Raw genomic sequence first — 21,830 nt, 5'->3', positions numbered from 1 at the left:
AGACATGGCATAACCTTTCTGATCGTGTGTGTTGGATTTTGCACTTTTAGTATACACGATTTTGAAGGGGTTATGCTGTTTTTGTACTCTAAACCTAGATAGTGCAAGGGGTTAAGGCCGTTTTTGAGGTTACAAGTTTGAGTACAATACAGATGGTTCAGTTGCTATCAGGCTGGGCAGGCGGAGGATTGACAGACCAGCAATTATACGACTATCTCTATCAAGAACATCCAGGAGACCAAGGAAATCCAGACCCGCAAAATCAAGAAAATCCAAGCCAGGCGTCTCCATCCTCAGCCGTCAAATCGTCGGCCAGTCAGGAAGGTCAAACTAGAAGCCAGGCTCCTACTGGGGAAATTGTCAGCAAAGAGGCAGACGGTGCAAACGCTCAAATCCTTCCTATGAATAATGTAATAGACCAAAAAATAAGTAGGAGATATGGTGATTAAACTGAGATGTTATTTCTCTATTTGAAGATTAATTTTAGTCTAAAATATGCAGTATTGACTCTTGTCAAGTGCTATTTTTGATAAAAAATGACCATTTAGGAGTAAATAGCTACCATTCATGATTTTGCTCTTCCAATTTATAGGGAAAGTGCTATACTGAGGGTGTAATGAAGGTATGCCAAAAATAAACAAAAGGGGCAAGGGAGTATCTATGATGCGAAAAAAGAAATATTTAATCATTTATTTTTTAGTCATTATCCTAGGTTCTATATTTGGCGGTTGGAAGTATGTTGAGCCTCCTATGCCAAATGTTGATCATTTGAAAGAAGACTAGATAATTTCTCAAAGCATTGCTTTGGGTTTGCTGCAGATATTACAAGGAGGAATCCTAATGAAATTAGAAATGATAGGCATTAGCAAGAGCTACGGTTCTAAGTCTGTGCTGAAGAATATTTCCTGTGAATTTACAGAAGGAGTTTATGGCTTGCTTGGGGCAAATGGTACGGGTAAGACAACCTTAATGAATATCATTTGTAATCTCATCAAACCAAGCCAAGGAAGAATAAAATTTGACGACTTGGCGCACGCAGAGGATTATATCCAGTATATTGGACTTTTACCCCAAAATTTTTCTTACTACCCTAGTTTTACGGGGCTTGATTTCCTTCTATACATGGCTGTGCTAAAGGGGATGGCGAAGAAAGCAGCAGTGGAAGAGAGCGGCAGACTCTTAAAGCTCGTTGGCCTCTATGATGTACGGAAAAAGAAGATTGCCTCCTATTCTGGTGGGATGAAGCAAAGACTAGGTATTGCGCAGGCCCTGCTCAATGATCCGAAAATATTAATCCTAGATGAACCGACCGTGGGGCTGGATCCCAAGGAAAGGGTCAAATTCAGGAATATCATCAGTGAACTGTCGGCTGACAAAATCATTCTCTTGTCCACGCATATCGTGTCGGATGTTGAGGCTATCGCCAAGGAAATCCTCATCTTAAAAGACGGAAACTTCATCGAAAGAGGCAGTGCAAGAGACCTTCTTTCGCCCATTGAGGATCAGGTTTGGGAATTCCGTCTTTCGGAAAGTGACTGGCAGCGACTTTCTCAGGACTATGTGATAGTCAATGAAAGAGTGGAGCCAGACGGTGTGGTCCTGCGAGTCATCAGTGCAAAGGCTCCGGCTGAAAATGCTAGGCAGGCCGTACCGAGTCTGGAAGACCTATACATTTACCACTTTAGAGAGGAGGCAGTCTGATGAAAGCTTTAGTTCCCTTTGAGTTGAAAAAACTATTCAAAAAGAAATCAGTTTTAGGTGCTATTTTGGTTAGCATTCTGGTTCTGGCTGGGATGTTTTATCCTACATTTTTTTCTGATGGTCAGTTGAGCGGTGTTTCTACTGATCGCATTCACGGAAGAGAGGCAGCTCAGATACAAGGAAAGATAGCAGAAGAACATACTGGTTATCTATCCGATGATCTGATGGAGAAAATTGTCAATGACTATGCTGCAAGGATGCCTTATCTCAAGGATAATAATATATACGACATATTTTCATGGGATACCATTGACCGGCTTGTGTCAAATGGACGTGAGATCTTGCCTGAAACTTATCAATCGGATGAGGTCTTACACTATGAAAATGTCAAGCTCAAATCGCAAAAGGAGTTGGGCTCAGCTCTGCCGTTAAAGAGCTTAAAGTTAGGTAACTATGCTTCCTGGAATCAGCTGTATACCATGCTGGGCAGTGCTTTTTCGCTGGTAATTGTTTTGTTTATCTATATATGTTCGCCTGTATTTTCAGGGGATGCAGCTAAAAAAATGAATTCCTTAATCTTAACGACTAAATATGGCAGAAACAGGCTGACGGCTTCAAAATTTCTGACTGTTTTTGGAGTCAGTATCCTTATATTTTTGATAGTTTATGCCATTGTTCTATCCGTATTCACTTGGTATTTTGGCTGGAGTGGAGGAGATACTAGTGTGCAGATGAACTTATATTGGATTAATATCACCTATAACATTTTGCAATTCCCTATTCAGATGAATTTGTTGGAATTGCTAATCCATCTCATTGTCTACCAGTTTGTAGGCTTGCTCTTTATGGTTGCTTTAACAGTGCTGATATCCAGTTTGACAAAGTCCACTCTAGTCACTTTCGCGACCTCCGTCGGTATCTTCTTGGCTCCAGACTTTTTGATGAATATTTTCAGAAATGGTGTAATCAATAAACTATTGACCATTTTTTCCGTATCTACCAACGAGATAGAAGGAATTTTACTAAAACTATCCAGCAGCAAGGGCTTCTTCTTCGATGATTTTACTTCTAATGGGGTGGCCATTATGGTGATCAGACTGCTCCTCGTGTTTGTGTGCTGCTTTGCCACTTATCGCATCGTCCGAAAAAGAGGCATTTAGTTCGGCGGTGAAATAGCTTGAAAACCCGCTTTCTCTCTGTGCAAGAGTGTCAGCGGGTTTTTATTTTGCGGGAAATAACCATTTAGGAGTAAATAGCGACCATTCATGATTTTTGCCCCTCAAACCCAGAGGAAAGTGCTATACTCTAGGTGTCGCTAAGGTATACCAAAAATAAACAAAAGGGGGCAAGGGAGTATCTATGATGCGAAAAAAGAAATATTTAATCATTTATTTTTTAGTTGTTATCCTAGGTTTTCTATTTGACGGTTGGAAGTATGTTGAGCCTCCTATGCCGAATATTGATCATTTAAAAGAAGACTAGATAATTTCTCAAAGCATTGCTTTGGATTTGCTGCAGATATTAAAGGATTTTCTCGTATGAAGCATAATAAATTAATAGCGTTAACCATGACCGTATTTGCATTTATATTTTCTGTCCATTTATGGGAGTTTTCTAAAATAATAGCTGTTGCTTATTTTCTCCTTCTTATGATAGCTAATTTTTTGTTATATTTTAGAAAGGATAAATGACTTTTTGCTTTTATTATAGGGAATTATACTCGTGGAGGTTGTAATGAAAGTTTTTAAAATCTTCCTATTTATTTTAGGTATTCTATTTGCAAGTGTCCTATTGCAAATTCCCTTGACTTTAGCAGTTTTTACAAAAGGAATAAACGATTGGTTACGAATGCCGATTTTACTTGGTTTGGGGAGTTTCTTGTATTTTATCCTTTGGAAATTTCGAGCCCATATGAAAATTGAATCCATTCCTGCTCGTTTGAATCCCTTATCTTTGTTTAAAGTTTTTTCTTTGACCTTATTAGTGCTAGGACTTGAAATAGTGATTAATCTGATTTTAGCAGGTATTTTTCATGTTGATTTAGATATGAGCAGCAGACATACGATAGAAAATGTTCTATTTTCAAAAAATTTTTTGCTTATCTTCATCTCTTTGCATTTTCTAGCTCCTGCATCAGAAGAATTACTTTTTCGAGGCATTTTCCAAGAGTATTTATTGCAGCATTTTCCAAAGCAGGCGATAGTTAGTATCCTGTCATGCGCTTTTCTCTTTGCTTTTGCTCATACTTATGATTTTTTATCCATTAAAACCTATCTAATGATGATTTCTGGTATTTGCTTTTCTTATATTTACTGGAAAAATCGAGATATTCGCTGGCCAATTTTCTCTCATGCGCTCTATAATTTGGCAATTACAATTTTGACTTTGCTCTTTAAATAAAACCAGCATTTGTCTCCAGCAAGTGCTGTTTTTGATTAAAAATGACTGTTTAGGAGTAAATAGGGACCATTTATGAATTTTGCCCCTCAAGCTTGGAATAAAGTGCTATACTCTAGTTGTCGAGTTGCAATGAGACTAAACAAGTTCACTCAAACTTGGACTAAAGAAAAAATCTATGAGATATTTTCTTTAATCTCTCGCATTTTACGAAAGGAGTCATCTCATGACTACACAAACAATTTCACAATTTGATGTGATGGACGAAAACATGCTGGCTGCCGTTGAAGGTGGCGGTGTTGATTGGGGCAAAGCAGTCTCTTGTGCTGGAAGTATTGCGATGGGAGCAATGGAAGGATACGGTATGGCTGCTGGATCAACTATCTATCTCGGTCCTTTTGCGATTGGAACGGGAGCAGTTGGAGGAATTATAGGAGGAATCGGAGGAGCATTTTACTGCGGTTAGTCTATCAATATTGACTTTAAGCCAAGGGGGGAAAAAAGATGAGGAAATTATTTAAAAACAAGCTTTTGATAAGATTTTTAACAGCCCAGCTTCCTGGACTAGCTATCCTAGTTGTGCTTTTCAGTGGAGAAATCTTTAAAGCACCTATTCTTGTCCAGTCTTGCTTTACCTTATTCCTGCTAAGTAATATATTTTTAAATCTTTACTTTATCAACAAATCAGAGTCAGGGAATAGGATTTCAGCAGTATCAGGACAAACTTTCTTTACCATTCTGACTCTTTTCATGCTTCTTTTTGCTGCCTATCGTCTGATAACAGTCGGCGATGAATTTCAGAAACTAATTGCCTTGATTTCAACAATTTTACTCTTCGTTTTATTTGTCCTGCTCGTCTGGGGAGCTAGGTATGCTAGGAGGTATGAAAGTAAAAATAAATAGGCTTGTTAGATAGCATTCACTTTGATGTGTTTGCTGTCTTTTTTATTAAAATGACTGTTTAGGAGTAAATAGCGACCATTTATGAAATTTGTCCCTCAAACCTAGCGGAAAGTGCTATACTGAGGGGGAAATAAGGCGAGGGAATCGATCATGAAAAGTAAAATAAGATTTTCTATTTTATTTCTCTCGGTGTCTATTTTGTTGGTAAACTTCTTAGTCACCCCCTATAAATACCCGGTGATGGCTGGACTTTTAGTTTTAAATTCTCTGCTGACGGTTATTTATGTTCGTAGAAAGTAAATGATTATGGTTCCTATTTTCCTTAAAGTCGGGCTGGAGTGTTTCTTCCTCCTGCTTCTGGCATCGTTTTTAAAGGATGCCTTTCGCTATAACAAGCAGCAAATCAGGCACATTCTCATCTGTGTCCTGCGGGTCTTCCTGTCGGATTTGATTATCTAGCAGGGAAATGGCTGGCGGTCTTTCCTATTTTCAAAAATTATAAAATGAGGTGTTTTCATGAAAACAAGACATTATATCGCAATCGGTTTTATTATCGCATTTTTCGCCATCCTCTTTCTGGTACGTTGGCTCTGCGGGGAGAAGAGTCTCATTTTCGTCCTGCTGCCTTTGCCTCTGGCCGCTGTGCTAGGTTCCATTTACTTTAAATACTTTGATTGGCTCTGAGTTTGGCGGCAAGGAAGGAGTGGATTGTCATGACAAATACGAGACGGACAGTAGCAGCACTGGTATTGGCTCTCTCTTTACTGACAGCGACAGGGCTTCTTTTGGAAAACCCGCTTGCCAGCTTTTGTCTTTCTATTTCTTGTTTTCTGCTTGGCAGAGGCGTTTATCATCTGGTATGCGGCAAGTAGAGGCAAGCCACAGATTAGCGGCCGTCAGAGTTTTATCCTCTTTTGGACCTATATCAAGCGCCAGAAATTTTACTATTTCTTTATTTTGCTTATCTCTGCCTTGCTCATCTGGCAGTCTGGCGGGCAGGATATCAATGGCTTGTTTTGCATGGGACTCTTGGAGCTGCTTCTCTTGAGCGCCTATACCCTCAGTTCCCACGGCATTGGGCCAGCAGAGAGAAAATCTCTCTTTTAAAAATCGTCCCCCTAAAACAGCAGTCATAAGGTCTGCTGTTTTTTGTATAAGAAAAAGCCTGGAGTATTCCAGACCTTTAATACTTAAGGACAGCTTAGTGAGACACACGTCTGCGAGCAGCTTTTTTACGGTTTTCTTCGATGAAAGCCGCTTTTTGTTCTTCAGGTTCGATGACTTTTTTCTTGACAGCATAGACTGCACCTGCTACAGCAGCGACAGTAGCAGCAACACCTGTAAGAACGCCTTTTCCAAATCCTTTAGCCATGAGAATACTCCTTTTCTGAACTTTGATGGGAAGCTGCATTCACAGCTGGAAAAATCATCTGTGAACACAGGTTCTTATTTATGTTATAATTAATAGTAACGAAAAAACAAAATTTTTTCAAGGAAAAAAGATGAAAACCAAAATAATTGTGATTTTGGGGCCGACTGCAGTCGGGAAAACGGCCCTGAGTATTGAGCTGGCAAAGCGCTTTAAGGGCGAAGTCATCAGCGGCGACAGCCAGCAGGTCTACCGCGGGCTGGATATTGGGACGGCTAAGGTGACTGAGACCGAGCAGGAGGGCATTCCCCATCATCTGCTGAATGTGCGAGACGCCGACCAGTCCTATTCGGCTTTTGACTTTGTGACGGAGGCCAAGGCGGCCATTGCCGACATCCATAGGCGGGGCAGGCTGCCCATCATCGCCGGCGGAACCGGCCTTTATATCCAGAGCCTGCTGGAGGGCTATCATCTGGGCGGCCAGGTCCCCCATGAGGAGATTCTGGCCTATCGGGCGCAGCTGGATACTTGGTCGGATGAGGCTTTGTTCGGAAAAATAGCAGAGCTGGGCTTGGACATTCCCCAGATTAACCGCAGGCGGGCTATGAGGGCGCTGGAGATTGCTCATCTAGGCGGCCGGCTGGAAAACAGCCAGCCAGACTATGAAGCCCTGCTCATTTGCCTGGATGACGAGCGGGAGCGGCTCTATGAGCGGATCAACCAGCGGGTGGATCACATGCTGGAAGCCGGCCTGCTGGAAGAAGCCCGCTGGCTCTATGACAGCTATCCTGATGTCCAGGCCAGCCGCGGCATTGGCTACAAGGAATTTTTCCCCTATTTTGCCGGCCAGATGAGCTTAGAAGAGGCAGTGGCCAGGCTCAAGCAGAACACCCGCCGCTTTGCCAAGCGCCAGCTGACTTGGTTTCGCAATCGGATGAAGGCCGCTTTTTATCAGGTGGGCGAGCCAGACTGCCAAGAGCAGATTATGCAGGACATCAGGCGCTTTCTGGAGCGGGAGCGGCTGTGAGTCTCAGCTGGTCAGGGAAGCCTGCAGAATACCGCTGGCCTCCGCTGCCACGTGCGAAAGTGCAATAAATCTAAAATAGAATTAGAGTAAGATGATAGAAACAGAGAAAAAAACAGAGCGTGTCTTTCTGGTCGGTGTGGAGCTGGCCGACACGGAACATTTTGACCTATCCATGGAGGAGCTGGCCAGTCTGGCCAAGACGGCAGGAGCTGAGGTCATCGGCTCTTACAGCCAAAAGCGGGAAAAGTACGACAGCAGGATCTTTGTCGGCTCCGGCAAGTTAGAAGAAATCCGCCAGATGGTCGAGGCCGAGGAGATCTCAACCGTCATTGTCAATAACCGCCTGACACCCCGTCAGAATGTCAATCTGGAGGAAAGTCTGGGGGTCAAGGTCATTGACCGCATGCAGCTGATTTTGGATATTTTTGCCATGCGGGCGAGGAGTCACGAAGGCAAGCTGCAGGTCCATCTGGCCCAGCTCAAATACCTCCTGCCCCGCCTGGTTGGTCAGGGCATCATGCTCAGCCGGCAGGCGGGAGGCATTGGCTCCCGCGGTCCGGGAGAAAGCCAGCTGGAGCTCAACCGCCGCAGCGTTCGCAATCAGATCCATGATATCGAGCGTCAGCTGAAAGCGGTGGAGAAAAATCGCGCGACTGTTCGTGAAAAGCGGCTGGAATCCAGCATTTTCAAAATCGGCCTCATCGGCTATACCAATGCCGGCAAGTCCACCATCATGAACTGCCTGACCAGCAAGAGTCAGTATGAGGCAGACGAGCTCTTTGCTACACTGGATGCCACGACCAAGAGCATCAACCTGAGCGGTCAGCTCAATGTTACTCTGACCGATACGGTTGGTTTCATTCAGGATTTGCCGACAGAGCTGGTGTCCAGCTTCAAGTCTACGCTGGAAGAAAGCAGGAATGTCGATCTGCTGGTCCATGTCATCGATGCCAGCGACCCTCATCATGAGGAGCATGAAAAGACCGTGCTGGACATCATGAAGGACTTGGACATGCTGGACATTCCCCGGCTGACCCTCTATAATAAAGCAGATAAGGCTGAGAATTTCACCCCGACCCTAACCCCCTATTCCTTGATCTCTGCTAAGGCGGACAATAGCAGAGCTGTCCTGCAGCAGGTCCTGCTGGAGAGGATGAAAGAGCTCTTTCTGCCTTTTACTATAAGGGTCGTTCCAGCCAAGGCATACAAGATTCATGATTTGGAGAAAGCAGCCATCATTGGCAAGCGGGAATACATAGACGATGTCGAAGCGATTTCGGGCTGGATTGCTGAGAAAAATAAGTGGAAATTGGAAGAATTTTATGACTGATTATATAGACTTAGCCCTGCGCTATGGCGGCTTTACCAGCCTAGACAGGGTCTATCTGGAGCGGGTGCTGGCGGGTCTGACAGAGGAGCAGCGGCTGACCTTTATCACGCCGCCGCCCAGTGTTATCAATGCTTACTTTGCTGAGCTTTACCAAAAGAAAAGTCCAGAGGCCGCGACAGCTTATTTTCTGGAAATCAGCCAAGCGCTGAACTTATGGAATCCAGAGCCCAGCTTTGCAGAAAGCAAGCCCTTTATCCGCCTCAACCTATCGGGTAAGTCCTATGGATTTTGCTATGAAGGCGCGGAGCTTGGCTTGGTCTTTGCGGAGCAGGCAGAGCCGGTGACGCCAGCGCTGCTCTTTGAGATCGCCCAGGTCTTTCCCCAGTATCTGGTCTATGAGGAGGCAGGGAGAATCTATATGAAGCCGCTTGAGGAGGCATCTCCAGTTCTGGACAGTCAGGCGCTGACTGCCTTGACCGACTGGCAGCAGCTGGCGGACGGCCGCCAGAGAGTAGTCGGCTACAATCAAGACGAAGTCAGCCAGCTGGCTCAGACCTACTCTGGCAGAAAATACTATCACTCGCAGAATCGCTCTGCCATGATTTATATCATTTAGAAAGAAGCACATGCAATTACAATTTTTAGGAACCGGAGCCGGTCAGCCGTCTAAGGCCCGCAATGTCTCCAGTCTCGTCCTCAAGCTCTTGGAGGAAATCAATGAAGTCTGGATGTTTGACTGCGGCGAAGGCACCCAGCACCAGATCTTGGAGACAACCATCAAGCCCCGCAAGATCAGCAGGATTTTCATCACCCACCTGCATGGCGACCATATTTTCGGCCTGCCGGGCTTTCTGTCCAGCCGCTCTTTTCAGGCCAATGAAGAGCAGACAGATATTGACATTTACGGCCCCAGCGGCATCAAGAACTTTGTCCTGTCCAGTCTGCGCGTGTCGGGCTCCCGCCTGCCTTATCGGATTCATTTCCATGAGTTTGACGAGGGCAGTCTGGGCAAGATTTTGGAAACGGATAAATTCACCGTTTATGCTGATAAGCTGGATCATACCATTTTCTGCGTGGGCTACCGCATTATGCAGAAAGACTTGGAAGGGACGCTGGATGCGGACAAGCTGCGGGCAGCGGGTGTTCCCTTTGGTCCGCTTTTTGGCCAGGTCAAGAACGGTCAGGATATTGTCTTAGAGGACGGCACCGAGATTATTGCAGCGGACTATATTTCGCCGCCCCGACCGGGCAAGACACTTGCCATTCTGGGCGATACCCGCAAGACTGCAGCCAGTGTCCGTCTGGCTGTGGCAGCAGATGTGCTGGTCCATGAAGCCACCTATGGCAAGGGAGACGAAAAAATCGCCCGCAGCCACGGCCATTCCACCAATATGCAGGCGGCAGAAGTAGCTAGGGAAGCCGGCGCCAAGCGTCTCCTCCTCAATCACATCAGCGCCCGTTTCCTATCGAAAGATATTAGCCAAATGCGGCGTGATGCCGGCAGTATTTTTGAGCCAGTGCACATTGTCAAGGACTTGGAAGAGGTGGAGATATGAGAACGATTGTTATCACCGGTGCCAGCGGCGGTCTGGCTCAGGAAATGGTCAAGCTGTTGCCTCATGACCGCCTGATTCTGGTCGGCCGCAGCAGGTCTAAGCTGGAGGAGATTTACGGCCAGCAGGAAAATCTGGACTTGGTAGAGCTGGATATTACCGACAGTGCAGCCTTGGAAAGCTTTGCGGAGCGGATTGACCGCCAGTATGGCCCTGTCGATGTGCTGGTCAACAATGCTGGTTACGGAATTTTTGAGGAATTTGACAAGATTACTTCCAGTGATATAGAGGCCATGTTTGAGGTCAATACCTTTGCCCTCATGAATCTGTCCCGTCTCTTCGGAGCCCGCATGAAGCAGGCAGGTCAAGGTCACATTGTCAATATTGTCAGCATGGCCGGTCTTATCGCCAGTGCCAAGTCCAGTCTGTATTCAGCGACCAAGTTTGCGGCCATTGGCTTTTCCAATGCCCTGCGGCTGGAGCTGCTGCCTTTTGGGGTCACTGTCACCACGGTCAATCCAGGGCCAATCCGGACTGCTTTTTTCGATCAGGCGGATCCGGACGGCACCTACGTCAAAGCCGTGGACAAGTATATCTTAGAGCCCGACTTTGTTGCAGGCAGGATTGTCAGCTCTTTTGGGAAAAAGAAGCGGGAAATCAATCTGCCGGGCATTCTCAATCTAGCTCACAAGCTCTACACACTTTTTCCGCGAATGGCTGATAAAATGGCCTCTAAGATGTTTAACTATAAATAAACTGAGGGAAAAAGAAAGGACTGTCTATGAACCTGCAAGCCTATAAAAATCATTTAGAACAGCCTTGGGGGAAGATTTACTATGATATTCTATTTAGACAATTAGAAGACTTAAAAGGACAGCGGATCCTTGATTTCGGCAGCGGCTTTGGCATTGTGGCTAATTTTTTAGCAGAAAAAAATGAAGTTGTAGCAGTTGAGCCTGACGGAGCCATGATTGCGGAGCGCCGGCAGGACTTTTCCTATGAGCAATTGCAGGGCAGCTTGGACCTTCTGCACAAATTGCCAGACCAGTCTTTTGATGCCATCGTCTGCCACAATGTTTTGGAGTATGTGCCCGACCCAAAAGCCTGCCTGCAGGAATGCTCCCGGCTGCTCAGGGAGGGCGGACAGCTTTCTCTGGTCAAGCATCATGAAGTCGGCCGCATTCTGCACATAGCCGTTTTTGAAGCGGATGCGGACAAGGCCCTGCGGCTGCTGGCTGGTGAAAATTACCAGACTCACAGCATGGGGGAGGCCAAGCTTTATCAGCTGGATGACCTGATAGCAGACCTGCCCCTGCAGACAGAGCATTATCAGGGACTGCGGATTTTCTACGGCCTGCAGGATAACAGCTTCAAGACCCAGCCCGGCTGGGCCCAGCAAATGCTGGCCGTGGAGAAGGCAGTTTATGACCGTTCTCCCTACCGTGACATCGCCGCTTTTCAGCACTTTTGGCTGAAAAAGGATGCTGCTCTGGTGGAGGGTAGGTGATTTGACATGCAAAGAAAATCAAAGATGTCAGAACAAACCGATGCAGATAGATCTAGGGTTCATCAAAAAAGCTTCCCGCAGCCATCTTAGATTTTTAAAGAGTATGAGCTTGATTCAAGTGTGTAAGGAGACTTGCTGATGTTGAAAAGAGAGAGAGCCGGGCAGGAGCAGCCGATTAACTATGCCATGCTCAGCATTTTCCAGTATCTGGCATCCATTTCGGTCATTCTGGTCCACTGCCAGAGGCTTTTTGCCAATGACCTGCTGCATTTCACGCAAAAAAGCATGTTCGGCCGTATGGCAGTCCCTTTCTTTCTGATTTCCTCTGCTTATTTGCTCAGGGCCTATCTGGCCAAAAAGGGCAGTCTCAAGTCTTATATACAGCGGATTCTAAGGCATTACCTGCTGTGGAGCGTCCTCTATACCCCCTATGCCCTGCTCTATTTTTGGTCGCTGCCCATTGACAAATACTATGCTCCTCTGGCTCTGGCCGCCGGCTTTCTCTATATCGGTCTCTGCTACCAGCTTTGGTACATACCGGCCTTTCTCTTAGGGCTCTTGCTGGTTCACTTTTTCTATAAAAAATGGGGTCCGAAAAAGACAGGGGTATTCCTGCTGCTCCTCTATCTCATAGGCTCTGTGGAGACCTATTATGGCTATTTTGCCGGAAGCTGGCTGACGCAGCTCTATGACGGCTATGCCAAGCTTTTCTTTACGACGAGAAATGGGATTTTTTACACACCGGTGTTTATCTATCTGGGCTATGTGCTGTATGATTGCTGGCAGACGGATTTCTTCAAAAAATCCTATGTCAAAAAGCTGATTTGGTCCGTCATGTTTCTTATGCTTGATGGTGTGATTGTTTTTCTGCATCAAGGGGTGGATAAGAATTTTTTCTTGGGCTTGCTGCCTTTTTCCCTCTTTTTGGTGAATTGGGTGCTGCGCACCAGGATAGGCCTAGGCTGTCAACTCCGCCATCTCAAGCAGTTAAGTGTTCTCTATTTTTTCCTGCATCCTATCTTTATCGAAGGTGCTTTCTACTTCCTGAAAGGAACCGATTTTTCACCGTGGGACAAGGGAAGGTTTGTATTTTTCATCACCCTGCTGCTGACGCATGTGACGGCAGAGGTTTTGATCAGGCTGCAGCATCCCCAAATTTATAAAAGGAGTTAGAACTATGATCCAGTATAAAAAAGCCCCCCAGCTGACCTTAGCGCCTGTCTTGAAATTGTATGAATCGGTCGGTTGGAGCAATTATATCGAGCTCCGCAGCATTTGGAGCGGGCTCTCAGTCAGTCCTTGTTTGTATTGGCAGCTTATGACGAAGATGAGCTGGTTGGCCTGATTCGAGCAGTCGGTGATGGCGCAACCATTGTCTTTATTCAGGATTTGCTGGTGCTTCCCCGCTATCAGCGTCAGGGCATCGGCCGCAGACTCCTTGAGCAAACGCTGGAAACATTCAGGGATGTCTACCAGATTCAGCTGGCAACGGAGCAATCGGACAAGAATCTGTCCTTTTACCAAGCGCTGGGTTTTCGCCGGCAGGAGGATTTCAACTGCACCGGCATGATTTATGCACCAAACAAAGCAGAATGACGGAAATGAAAACTGGCAGGATTAAACTGCTGGTTTTTTTCGTTTTTTTGAAGCTTAATACTCAATGGAAATTATCAGCAGACAGGATAGCAGCGATCTGCCGCGTCAAGAATTTTTTACCAAAACAAAGCGAGGCTGAAACACTTTTGCCCCAGCCCCCTTATCCACAACCTTTAACAGTTTGACGAAAGTCGGGAACTGCCTTCCCCTTATCCCCAGCCTCAGCAAGGCGATGCTGACGTGGTTTGAAGAGATTTTCGAAGGGTATCAGTTTTGAAAACATATGCTAGTTCTTGGCCAATTTTCAGTATTCCTCGCTATTTTACTGCTGGAAGGTCAAAAATACTAAAAAATCAAGCTGTTTTTCCATCCTTTCTTGTCTTCTCTTTTCATCTATGCTATAATTAGTTTAGTTCATACAAAACCGAACCAACGAAAGGAGATTGAAATGGATAAAGAAGGATCTCAAAAGCTGTCAGAGCTTTCACAGGTTTTTACTGGCTTGGATTTTCCACAGAATCAAGCACTGATTCTTTCTTTTTTAATTGTTGAGGGCAGGGGGAAGGTGACTTTTAAGCGAATGATAAATGAATTGGCTTTGTCCAAAGCCAGTGCCAGCCTTGCTTTGCGCGCCTTGGAGGAAAAAAAGCTTCTTTACAATCAAAAGCAAGAAGGCAGCAGGGAGCGAAAAATCATCTTGCATTTATATGGCATTGTGGATTATCTGATGCAGCGCATGCAGGTCTTGCAGGGCATGAGAGTGTTATTTGAGCAGGCGGCGCTTTGGCACCAAGAGGATGCCCAATATGCGCAGGAATTTTCCGATGTGGCCGATCTGTATGCAAAATTGGATCAGGCGGTTATGGCCATTGCTGCAGAGTTTAGCGGAGGAATTGCGAATGAAAAAGAGTGAAGAAATCCTAAAGCGTCAGGAGCAGAAAATCAAATACAGCAATAAAGATATGGATTTTATGCTGAACTGGGTCATGGGAATTGGTCAGCAGATGGGGATGAGTGCAGCAGAAGTGCTCCTGATTGCTGATCAAATCAGAAATGGAAAGCCCAAGGATTGGAGGGGATCCTTTCGCAGACATGCTCTCTATTTATCGAAGCAGGCTCAGGAAATGCAAAAGAAAGCCTATTATCGGACAGCGGCTCAGCAATATTTTGCTGCTTGCTACTCTCTGAGAGCTAGTCTGCAGTTTGCCGATCCTAATCAGTCTGCTTATCAAACAAATTACCAATTGATGGAAGATTATTTTTTCAAAGCAGCACAATTGATTAATCTTCCCTTGCAAGAAATTGCTCTGCCTTATGAGAATCAGACCTTGCCAGGATATGAACTAAAAAGCAAGAAAGAAAATCAGCCAACGGTGATGGTTGTTGGCGGCGGTGATACAGGCCGTGTTGATTTGTTTTACTTTCTGGGCTATGCTGCTTGGCAGGCAGATTATAATGTGCTAATGGTAGATTTACCTGGGCAAGGAAATAATCCTGCGCATGGTCAGACCTTTACAGTGGAGGCGGGGCAAGCTATTTCGGCTGTTTTAGACTGGTATGAGGCACCGTCAGATCAGATTGCCATCATGGGGTTAAGTGGCGGGGGTTATTTTACCGCTCAGGCAGTTGAAAAGGATCCGCGAATTAAAGCTTGGATTGCTTCGACACCGATTTATGATATAAAGGCTGTCTTTCAATCTTCTTTCAAAGCTGCTTTGCGTGTACCGGGTCCTCTTTTGCAGTTCATCGGGGAAATGGCCGGCAACTTTAACGAAGTGGCAGAGATGAACCTTAAAAAATATGCTTGGCAATTTGGAACAGAAAATTTCCGCCAAGCGATTGATCAAGTGATGGCCAAAGCTCAGACGGTAGACAAAGAAAAAATTGCGGTTCCATCCCTATTCCTAGTAGGTTCAGGAGAAAGTCCAGAGTTGCTCAGGCAGGCAAGAGAATTAGAAAAAAGCCTGTCAGAAAGAGGCATTCCAGTCACTGTCTGGGAATTTGATAGAGAAAGTGCGGCTGATGCCCACTGCCAAGTCAACCATCTGCGCTTGATGAATCAGGTAGTGCTGGATTGGCTAAATCAAATTTTTGAAAAAGGAATATAAAATGAAAAAATGGAGACGAAATGTTTTATCTTTATCAAGAGCAAAAATTATATTATAAAGTGATGGGGCAGGGCAAGCCCGTTTTACTGATTCATGGTTTGGGTTGTTCATCAGAATTGATGGAAGGCTGTATGGAGCCAATTTTTGAGCGGCAAGCTGGTTATAAGAGGATTTATATTGACTTGCCCGGTATGGGGCGGTCGGACGCCAACGCTGCCTTTGCAAGTGCAGACGCGATTTTGAACTTGCTTCTGCATTTTATTGATGATGTCATTGGCTCGAGCCCCTTTTTATTGGCAGGCGAATCCTACGGTGGTTATCTTTCGCGAGGAATTTTGGCTAGGAAAATGGCTCAAGTGGAGGGGCTGCTATTGATTTGTCCAGTGACTAAGCCCTATATCAAAGATCGAATCTTGCCAGAAAGTGATGTAGTTGTGAGTGAGCCTAGCTTTGATATGACAGGCAAAGATGAAGAGTTCTTTAGCGTGGCGATTTTACAAACGGAGAAAACCTATCAACGTTTTGAAAAAGAGATCCTTTATAGTCTTCGGATGATGAATCTTCCTTTTATTCAAAAATTACAGGAAAATTATGCCTTGTCTTTTGATCCAGATCAAGAAATTCAGAGCCATGGTTATGATAACCCCAGTCTCTTTATTGCAGGAAAACAAGACCAAATCGTTGGTTTTCAGCAGTTGGCTGATTTGTTGCACGATTATCCGAGAGCGACCTATGCTGTGCTGGATGTTGCTGGACACAATGCTCAAATCGATCAAGAAGAATTGTTTACTGCCTTGGCAGAAAATTGGCTGAGGAGAATCAAAACAATATAAAAGAGAGTGGGAAAGAACTCCAAATAAATAAAAAGAGTTCGTCTTCCTACTCCCGCACAGTTGATTCGGTCATCTTTGGAGCTTAAAAAGCGAACGAAGATGACAATTAGCAGTGGTTCGTTGGCGCTAAAGCACCTAATGAACTGTATAGGGGAGATTCTAGTTGACGAAAGTCAACAGAACCTCTCCCAACCACTGCGTCAATCTGTTTTCCCCATTCGGGTTCAAAAGGCTGAACTTTTTGTCCAGCCTCTTTACTTATCCCCAGAATTTCTGAGCGATTTCTTGTCCTTGTTTGATTTTGGCCCATTGTTGTGGAATGGACAGTTCATTTCCAAGGGCAGTTTTTCTGGCTTCTTTTTTTCTGCTTTTTTTGGTATAATGAGGTATTGAATGTTTATGACTGAAAGGACAAACAAATGATTTTAATTACTGGAGCCAATGGTCAGCTGGGAACGGAACTGCGCTATCTTTTGGATGAGCGCAAGGAGGAGTATGTAGCGGTTGACGTGGCAGAAATGGACATTACCGATGCTCAGATGGTGGACAGGGTCTTTGCGGAAGTCAAGCCCAGCTTGGTTTATCACTGCGCAGCCTATACGGCAGTGGATGCAGCAGAAGACGAGGGCAAGGAGCTGGATTATGCTATCAATGTCACCGGTACGGAAAATGTAGCCAAGGCAGCAGAAGCGCATGGGGCAACCCTGGTCTATATCTCTACCGACTATGTCTTTGACGGCGATAAGCCTGTCGGTCAGGAGTGGGAAGTGGATGATCAGCCGGCACCTCAGACCGAGTACGGCCGCACCAAACGCATGGGTGAGGAGCTGGTAGAGAAATATTCCAGCCGTTTCTACATCATCCGGACGGCTTGGGTCTTTGGCAATTATGGCAAGAACTTTGTCTTCACCATGCAGAATCTGGCCAAGACTCACAAGACCCTGACTGTCGTCAATGACCAGCACGGCCGCCCGACTTGGACCCGGACGCTGGCTGAATTTATGACCTTCTTGGCAGAAAATCAAAAGGAATTCGGCTATTATCACCTGTCCAATGATGCAGCAGAAGACACAACCTGGTATGATTTTGCGGTGGAAATCCTCAAAGATACCGATGTAGACGTGCAGCCAGTTGACTCCAGCAAATTCCCAGCCAAGGCCAAGCGGCCTTTCAACTCGACCATGAGCCTGACCAAGGCCAAGGCAACGGGCTTTGTCATTCCGACCTGGCAGGATGCTCTGAAAGAGTTTTACAGACAGGGGCAGCAATAACAGATAAGATGAAGCGGCTTTTGGGCTGCTTTTTTTCACCTCTGGTTATACAAACAACTCAGAAAATGATATAATAGAATGGATTGTAAAATCTTGAATTGAGGAAAACCATGAAACATGTCTTCATCATCGGAAGTCGGGGACTTCCTGCTAAATATGGGGGATTTGAAACCTTTGTCCAACAGCTGGTGGAGAATAAAATTTCTCCTCACATCCAGTATCATGTGGCCTGTTTATCAGATGATGAAGCCTTTCATCATGTCGATTATAAGGGTGCGGACTGTTTCACAGTCAAGGCCCCTAAGCTGGGGCCTGCCCGTGTGATTGCCTATGATATGATGGCTGTATCTTATGCCCTCAAGTTTGCTAAGCAACAGCAGATTGAGCAGCCTATCTTCTACATTCTTGGCAATACCATGGGTGCTTTCATGCTTCCTTTTGCCCGTCGTATCCATCAGGCTGGCGGTATCTTTTTTATCAATCCTGATGGCTTGGAGTGGAAGCGGGCCAAGTGGTCCAAGCCGGTCCAGGCCTATCTCAAGTATTCAGAAAAGGTCATGACCAAGCATGCAGACCTTGTCATTGCGGACAATCTAGGCATTGAAAGCTACATCCAAAAGGCTTATCCTTGGTCTCAGACGACTTGTATCGCCTATGGGACCGATCTTTACCTGTCCAACCTGACAGAAAACGAAGGAAAGGTCAGAGTCTTCTTTGAAAAGTGGGACAGCAAGGAAAAGGGCTATTACCTCATCGTCGGCCGCTTTGTGCCGGAAAATAACTATGAAACCATCATTCGGGAATTTATGAAATCCCAGACCCAGCGTGACTTGCTGATTATCTGCAATCATGAGGGCAATCCCTATTTTGAAGTGCTCAGGCAAGAAACGGGCTTTGACCGAGACCCTCGGATCAAGTTTGTTGGGACGGTCTATGATCAAAATCTGCTCAAGTACATCCGCAATCAGGCCTTTGCCTACCTGCACGGCCACGAGGTCGGAGGCACCAATCCGGGTCTTCTGGAAGCTCTGGCTCAGACGGATGCCAATTTGGTATTGGACGTTGATTTCAACCATCAGGTCGCTAAAGACACGGCCCTCTACTGGCAGAAAGAAGAAGGGCAGCTGGCTGCACTGATTGATCAAGTGGATGGTCAAACGGACTTTGCCCAGCTGGGTCAGGCGGCCAAAGAAAATATGAAAGAAAACTACACCTGGGAAAAAATTGTGGGTGAATACGAGGATTTATTTTTATCATGAAAGTGAGCATTCTTCTCTCCACATACAACGGCGAGCAGTTTCTGGCAGAGCAGATCGAAAGCATTCGGGAGCAGACCTGCAGCGATTGGCAGCTCCTGATCCGCGATGACGGCTCCAAGGATGCGACCCGCTCAATCATTGAAGATTTCTGTCAAAAAGACAGCCGGATTGCCTTTATCAACCGAGACAGCCATGAAAACCTGGGGGTAATCCAGAGTTTTTACAGCCTGCTGAAATACGAGCCGGCAGACTTCTATTTTTTCAGCGACCAGGATGATGTCTGGCTGCCGGACAAGCTGGAAATGCAGCTGGCTCAGGCAGCGGACTATGACAGCAGCCAGCCTCTTTTGGTCTATACGGATCTGAAAGTAGTGGACCAAGAGCTCAATGTCCTGCATGAAAGCATGATTCGGACCCAGTCCGACCACGCCAATACCAGCCTCATTCAGGAGCTGACGGAAAATACAGTGACGGGCGGCGTGTCGATGATTAACCATGCCTTGGCCCAGCTGTGGACCGGGCAGGAGGCACATGAGCTGCTGATGCATGATTGGTATCTGGCTCTTCTGGCAGCTGCCTTTGGCCGGCTGGTCTATCTTGACAGGCCCAGCGAACTCTACCGCCAGCATGCCAATAATGTCTTGGGGGCCCGCACTCTGCGCAAGCGCATGAAAAACTGGCTGCATCCCCATGTTCTCTTTGATAAATACTGGAAGCTGATTCGGGCCAGCCAGACTCAGGCCAGAAACCTGCTCAGCCAGCCCTTAACGGCTGAAAATAAAGAAATTATTGAAAATTTTGTGACCATCATGGACGTTCCCTTCAGGGAACGCTGGCGGCGGCTGCATCATTACCACTACCGCAAAAACCGCGCTTTCCATACGTTTGTCTTTAGGACCCTCATCCTCACAAAATTTGCTTATAAGGAGTAATCATTACTTATGGACTTTTTTAATCGAAAAACTTGGATTCTCTTAAGAGAGATGGTAAAAACTGACTTTAAACTGCGCTATCAGGGCAGCTTCATTGGTCATTTATGGTCTATTCTAAAGCCATTGCTGCTCTTTACGATCATGTATCTGGTCTTTGTGCGCTTCCTGCGCTTTGATGACGGAACCCCTCATTACGCTGTGGGACTGCTGCTGGGGATGGTGACCTGGAATTTCTTTACTGAAGCAACGAATATGGGAATGATGTCTATTGTTTCACGAGGAGACTTACTGAGAAAATTAAATTTTTCAAAATCGATCATTGTCTTCTCGGCCATTGCCGGCGCAGCTATCAACTATGCGATTAATTTATTGGTAGTTTTCGTTTTTGCTTTGATTAACGGAGTACCCCTGAATTGGGGCTGGCTGGTTATTATCCCTCTCTTCATTGAACTTGTATTGATTTCTACGGGTGTTGCTTTCATTCTGGCTGCCTCTTTTGTGAAATACCGGGATATCGGCCCGATCTGGGAAGTTATTCTGCAAGCAGGCTTGTATGCTACGCCGATTATTTACTCTTTGACTTTTATCATCCAAAGAGGGCAGGTGACGATTGCGAAGCTCATGATGCTGAATCCTTTGGCACAGATTATTCAGGATTTGCGTCACTTTGTCGTTTTTTCAGGAAGTATGCGAGGCTGGGATTTGATTGGAAATCACTGGATTGCTGCCATTCCCTATGCAGTGCCTTTCCTTGTCTTCTGGCTTGGATTCTATATTTTTAATAAAAATGCTAAGAGATTTGCGGAGATTTTATAATGTCAGATAATATTGCAGTAAAAGTTGACCATGTCAGCAAGTTCTTCCGATTGCCGACAGAGGCCACACAGAGTTTAAGGACCAGTCTGGTCAATCGTTTCAAAGGAATCAAGGGCTATAAAGAACAGCATGTTCTTAAAGACATCTCTTTTGAAGTAGAAAAAGGAGATTTCTTTGGGATTGTAGGCCGCAACGGTTCCGGAAAATCAACTCTCCTGAAAATCATTTCAGAAATTTATATTCCTGAAAAAGGGACCGTCACCATTGACGGGAAATTAGTTTCCTTTATCGAGCTGGGAGTTGGCTTCAATCCGGAGCTGACCGGACGTGAGAATGTCTATATGAATGGTGCCATGCTTGGTTTTTCTACAGAAGAAGTGGATGCCATGTATGACGATATTGTCGAATTTGCTGAGCTGGAGGAGTTCATGAATCAAAAGCTCAAGAACTATTCCAGCGGGATGCAGGTTCGTCTGGCCTTCTCAGTTGCCATCAAGGCCCAGGGAGATATTCTGATTCTGGACGAGGTGCTGGCAGTCGGAGATGAAGCCTTTCAGCGCAAGTGCAACGACTACTTCAAAGAGCGCAAGGACTCAGGCAAGACAACTATTTTAGTCACCCACGATATGGGGGCAGTTAAAAAATACTGCAACAAGGCAGTTCTGATTGAAAATGGCTTGGTAAAAGTAGTTGGAAATCCTGATGATGTTGCCAATCAGTATAGCTTTGACAATGCCGTTCAGCCAATCAAAGAGAACAGCGATTCTTCGGAAGGAGATCAAAAGCAAGAAGCCTTGGTAGAAAACTTTGAAGTTAAACTGCTGTCTCCAAGTCAAATCACCCCCGATGATGAACTGGAATTTGAGTTTACTTTCAATCAGCTGCAGGATGTGGAATCCCATATCGCCATGTCCTTCGTAGACATCAATACGAATTATGGCTACTATAATGATAATTCAATGGACTTAAAAATCGAAGGTATCGGGGAGAAAAAAGTTAGATATAAATGCAGCCTGCCTTATTTAAATCGTGCCCGCCTGAGGCTCGAAGCAACTGTCCGTGATTCTGAGAAGCGGGTTCTGGCTTTTGCTGTATCTTCAAAAGCACCGATTGTTTTCATTGAACGCAAAGATATCTCTGAGGATGATGAATCTGCTTTGGATTCTGCGACAGGACTGTTAGTCAGAAATGGCAGCTGGCAGGAGTCAAAAGCATAAAAACTCAGGCT

The 21,830-nt window shown here is 45.5% G+C and carries 25 protein-coding genes and 1 pseudogene; 24 read left to right on the top strand and 2 right to left on the bottom strand.

Annotated features, from left to right (window positions below; all coding sequences use genetic code 11):
- Positions 1 to 137 precede the first annotated feature (137 nt).
- The 8 genes from DHL47_RS11015 to DHL47_RS10980 all read left to right on the top strand — a co-directional run bounded on the left by DHL47_RS11015 (position 138) and on the right by DHL47_RS10980 (position 5,685).
- Positions 138 to 449, top strand: a complete 312-nt coding sequence (locus tag DHL47_RS11015; RefSeq protein WP_209551910.1) for a hypothetical protein — start codon at positions 138 to 140, stop codon at positions 447 to 449.
- Positions 450 to 840: 391 nt separating this feature from the next.
- Positions 841 to 1,701: an ABC transporter ATP-binding protein gene (locus tag DHL47_RS11010; RefSeq protein WP_209551909.1), complete on the top strand. Its 861-nt coding sequence runs from the start codon at positions 841 to 843 to the stop codon at positions 1,699 to 1,701.
- Entirely contained in the window at positions 1,701 to 2,861 is a 1,161-nt protein-coding gene (locus tag DHL47_RS11005) for an ABC transporter permease (RefSeq protein WP_209551908.1), read from the top strand. Before DHL47_RS11010 ends, DHL47_RS11005 begins: the two co-directional genes overlap by 1 nt.
- 574 nt (positions 2,862 to 3,435) lie before the next feature.
- Complete coding sequence (locus DHL47_RS11000) at positions 3,436 to 4,101, top strand: CPBP family intramembrane glutamic endopeptidase (RefSeq protein WP_209551907.1); 666 nt, start codon at positions 3,436 to 3,438, stop codon at positions 4,099 to 4,101.
- 223 nt (positions 4,102 to 4,324) lie between these two features.
- The gene (locus DHL47_RS10995; protein ID WP_209551906.1) at positions 4,325 to 4,564 is read left to right on the top strand and encodes a Blp family class II bacteriocin; all 240 of its coding nucleotides are present in this window, start codon (positions 4,325 to 4,327) and stop codon (positions 4,562 to 4,564) included.
- A gap of 38 nt (positions 4,565 to 4,602) precedes the next feature.
- The gene (locus DHL47_RS10990; RefSeq protein ID WP_209551905.1) at positions 4,603 to 5,001 is read left to right on the top strand and encodes an immunity protein; all 399 of its coding nucleotides are present in this window, start codon (positions 4,603 to 4,605) and stop codon (positions 4,999 to 5,001) included.
- A gap of 300 nt (positions 5,002 to 5,301) precedes the next feature.
- Positions 5,302 to 5,460, top strand: a complete 159-nt coding sequence (locus DHL47_RS10985; protein WP_209551904.1) for a hypothetical protein — start codon at positions 5,302 to 5,304, stop codon at positions 5,458 to 5,460.
- A gap of 57 nt (positions 5,461 to 5,517) precedes the next feature.
- Entirely contained in the window at positions 5,518 to 5,685 is a 168-nt protein-coding gene (locus DHL47_RS10980) for a hypothetical protein (protein ID WP_164828391.1), read from the top strand.
- A gap of 132 nt (positions 5,686 to 5,817) precedes the next feature.
- Here the strand turns inward: DHL47_RS10980 and DHL47_RS10975 are convergent, their stop codons facing one another.
- The gene (locus DHL47_RS10975; protein ID WP_209551903.1) at positions 5,818 to 6,135 is read right to left on the bottom strand and encodes a hypothetical protein; all 318 of its coding nucleotides are present in this window, start codon (positions 6,133 to 6,135) and stop codon (positions 5,818 to 5,820) included.
- Positions 6,136 to 6,202: 67 nt separating this feature from the next.
- Entirely contained in the window at positions 6,203 to 6,373 is a 171-nt protein-coding gene (locus tag DHL47_RS10970) for a DUF3042 family protein (RefSeq protein WP_125331339.1), read from the bottom strand.
- 130 nt (positions 6,374 to 6,503) lie between these two features.
- On the opposite strand from DHL47_RS10970, the gene miaA reads away from it, so the two are divergent.
- From miaA to DHL47_RS10890, 16 genes and pseudogenes are all read left to right on the top strand, one after another.
- The gene (gene miaA, locus DHL47_RS10965) at positions 6,504 to 7,397 is read left to right on the top strand and encodes a tRNA (adenosine(37)-N6)-dimethylallyltransferase MiaA (RefSeq protein ID WP_128836048.1); all 894 of its coding nucleotides are present in this window, start codon (positions 6,504 to 6,506) and stop codon (positions 7,395 to 7,397) included.
- Positions 7,398 to 7,488: 91 nt separating this feature from the next.
- Positions 7,489 to 8,727 (top strand): GTPase HflX, encoded by a 1,239-nt coding sequence (gene hflX / locus DHL47_RS10960; RefSeq protein ID WP_209551902.1) that lies wholly within the window; start codon positions 7,489 to 7,491, stop codon positions 8,725 to 8,727.
- Positions 8,720 to 9,343, top strand: a complete 624-nt coding sequence (locus tag DHL47_RS10955; RefSeq protein ID WP_209551901.1) for a cystathionine beta-lyase — start codon at positions 8,720 to 8,722, stop codon at positions 9,341 to 9,343. The genes hflX and DHL47_RS10955 overlap by 8 nt, the downstream gene beginning before the upstream one ends.
- A 10-nt stretch (positions 9,344 to 9,353) precedes the next feature.
- Positions 9,354 to 10,283, top strand: a complete 930-nt coding sequence (gene rnz / locus DHL47_RS10950; RefSeq protein WP_128836055.1) for a ribonuclease Z — start codon at positions 9,354 to 9,356, stop codon at positions 10,281 to 10,283.
- Positions 10,280 to 11,035, top strand: a complete 756-nt coding sequence (locus DHL47_RS10945; RefSeq protein ID WP_128836057.1) for an SDR family NAD(P)-dependent oxidoreductase — start codon at positions 10,280 to 10,282, stop codon at positions 11,033 to 11,035. Before rnz ends, DHL47_RS10945 begins: the two co-directional genes overlap by 4 nt.
- A gap of 20 nt (positions 11,036 to 11,055) precedes the next feature.
- Entirely contained in the window at positions 11,056 to 11,787 is a 732-nt protein-coding gene (locus DHL47_RS10940) for a class I SAM-dependent methyltransferase (RefSeq protein ID WP_209551911.1), read from the top strand.
- A 138-nt stretch (positions 11,788 to 11,925) separates the two neighbouring features.
- Complete coding sequence (locus tag DHL47_RS10935; protein WP_209551900.1) at positions 11,926 to 12,960, top strand: acyltransferase family protein; 1,035 nt, start codon at positions 11,926 to 11,928, stop codon at positions 12,958 to 12,960.
- Between the two features lie 4 nt (positions 12,961 to 12,964).
- Positions 12,965 to 13,383, top strand: a pseudogene (locus tag DHL47_RS10930) (GNAT family N-acetyltransferase).
- Between the two features lie 448 nt (positions 13,384 to 13,831).
- Positions 13,832 to 14,296 carry a MarR family transcriptional regulator gene (locus tag DHL47_RS10925; protein ID WP_128836330.1) on the top strand — a complete coding sequence of 155 codons (465 nt, stop codon included), beginning with the start codon at positions 13,832 to 13,834 and terminating at the stop codon, positions 14,294 to 14,296.
- Positions 14,283 to 15,491, top strand: a complete 1,209-nt coding sequence (locus DHL47_RS10920; RefSeq protein WP_209551899.1) for an alpha/beta hydrolase family protein — start codon at positions 14,283 to 14,285, stop codon at positions 15,489 to 15,491. Before DHL47_RS10925 ends, DHL47_RS10920 begins: the two co-directional genes overlap by 14 nt.
- Before the next feature lie 20 nt (positions 15,492 to 15,511).
- Complete coding sequence (locus DHL47_RS10915) at positions 15,512 to 16,324, top strand: alpha/beta fold hydrolase (protein ID WP_209551898.1); 813 nt, start codon at positions 15,512 to 15,514, stop codon at positions 16,322 to 16,324.
- A gap of 419 nt (positions 16,325 to 16,743) precedes the next feature.
- Positions 16,744 to 17,595 carry a dTDP-4-dehydrorhamnose reductase gene (gene rfbD, locus DHL47_RS10910; RefSeq protein WP_209551897.1) on the top strand — a complete coding sequence of 284 codons (852 nt, stop codon included), beginning with the start codon at positions 16,744 to 16,746 and terminating at the stop codon, positions 17,593 to 17,595.
- A gap of 110 nt (positions 17,596 to 17,705) precedes the next feature.
- Positions 17,706 to 18,854, top strand: coding sequence for a beta 1-4 rhamnosyltransferase Cps2T (cps2T, locus tag DHL47_RS10905; RefSeq protein ID WP_209551896.1), 1,149 nt, complete (start codon positions 17,706 to 17,708; stop codon positions 18,852 to 18,854).
- Positions 18,851 to 19,786, top strand: a complete 936-nt coding sequence (locus DHL47_RS10900; RefSeq protein ID WP_209551895.1) for a glycosyltransferase family 2 protein — start codon at positions 18,851 to 18,853, stop codon at positions 19,784 to 19,786. The genes cps2T and DHL47_RS10900 overlap by 4 nt, the downstream gene beginning before the upstream one ends.
- 9 nt (positions 19,787 to 19,795) lie before the next feature.
- On the top strand, positions 19,796 to 20,602 hold the full coding sequence (locus DHL47_RS10895; RefSeq protein WP_128836074.1) for an ABC transporter permease: 807 nt from the start codon (positions 19,796 to 19,798) through the stop codon (positions 20,600 to 20,602).
- Positions 20,602 to 21,819: an ABC transporter ATP-binding protein gene (locus DHL47_RS10890; protein ID WP_128836076.1), complete on the top strand. Its 1,218-nt coding sequence runs from the start codon at positions 20,602 to 20,604 to the stop codon at positions 21,817 to 21,819. The genes DHL47_RS10895 and DHL47_RS10890 overlap by 1 nt, the downstream gene beginning before the upstream one ends.
- The last annotated feature ends 11 nt before the right edge of the window (positions 21,820 to 21,830 follow it).

Origin of the sequence: Streptococcus panodentis (assembly GCF_017884005.1) — a bacterium.
Taxonomy (GTDB): domain Bacteria; phylum Bacillota; class Bacilli; order Lactobacillales; family Streptococcaceae; genus Streptococcus; species Streptococcus panodentis.
The sequence above is the reverse complement of the archived record's forward strand: the minus strand, read 5'-3'. Positions and strand labels throughout refer to the sequence as shown.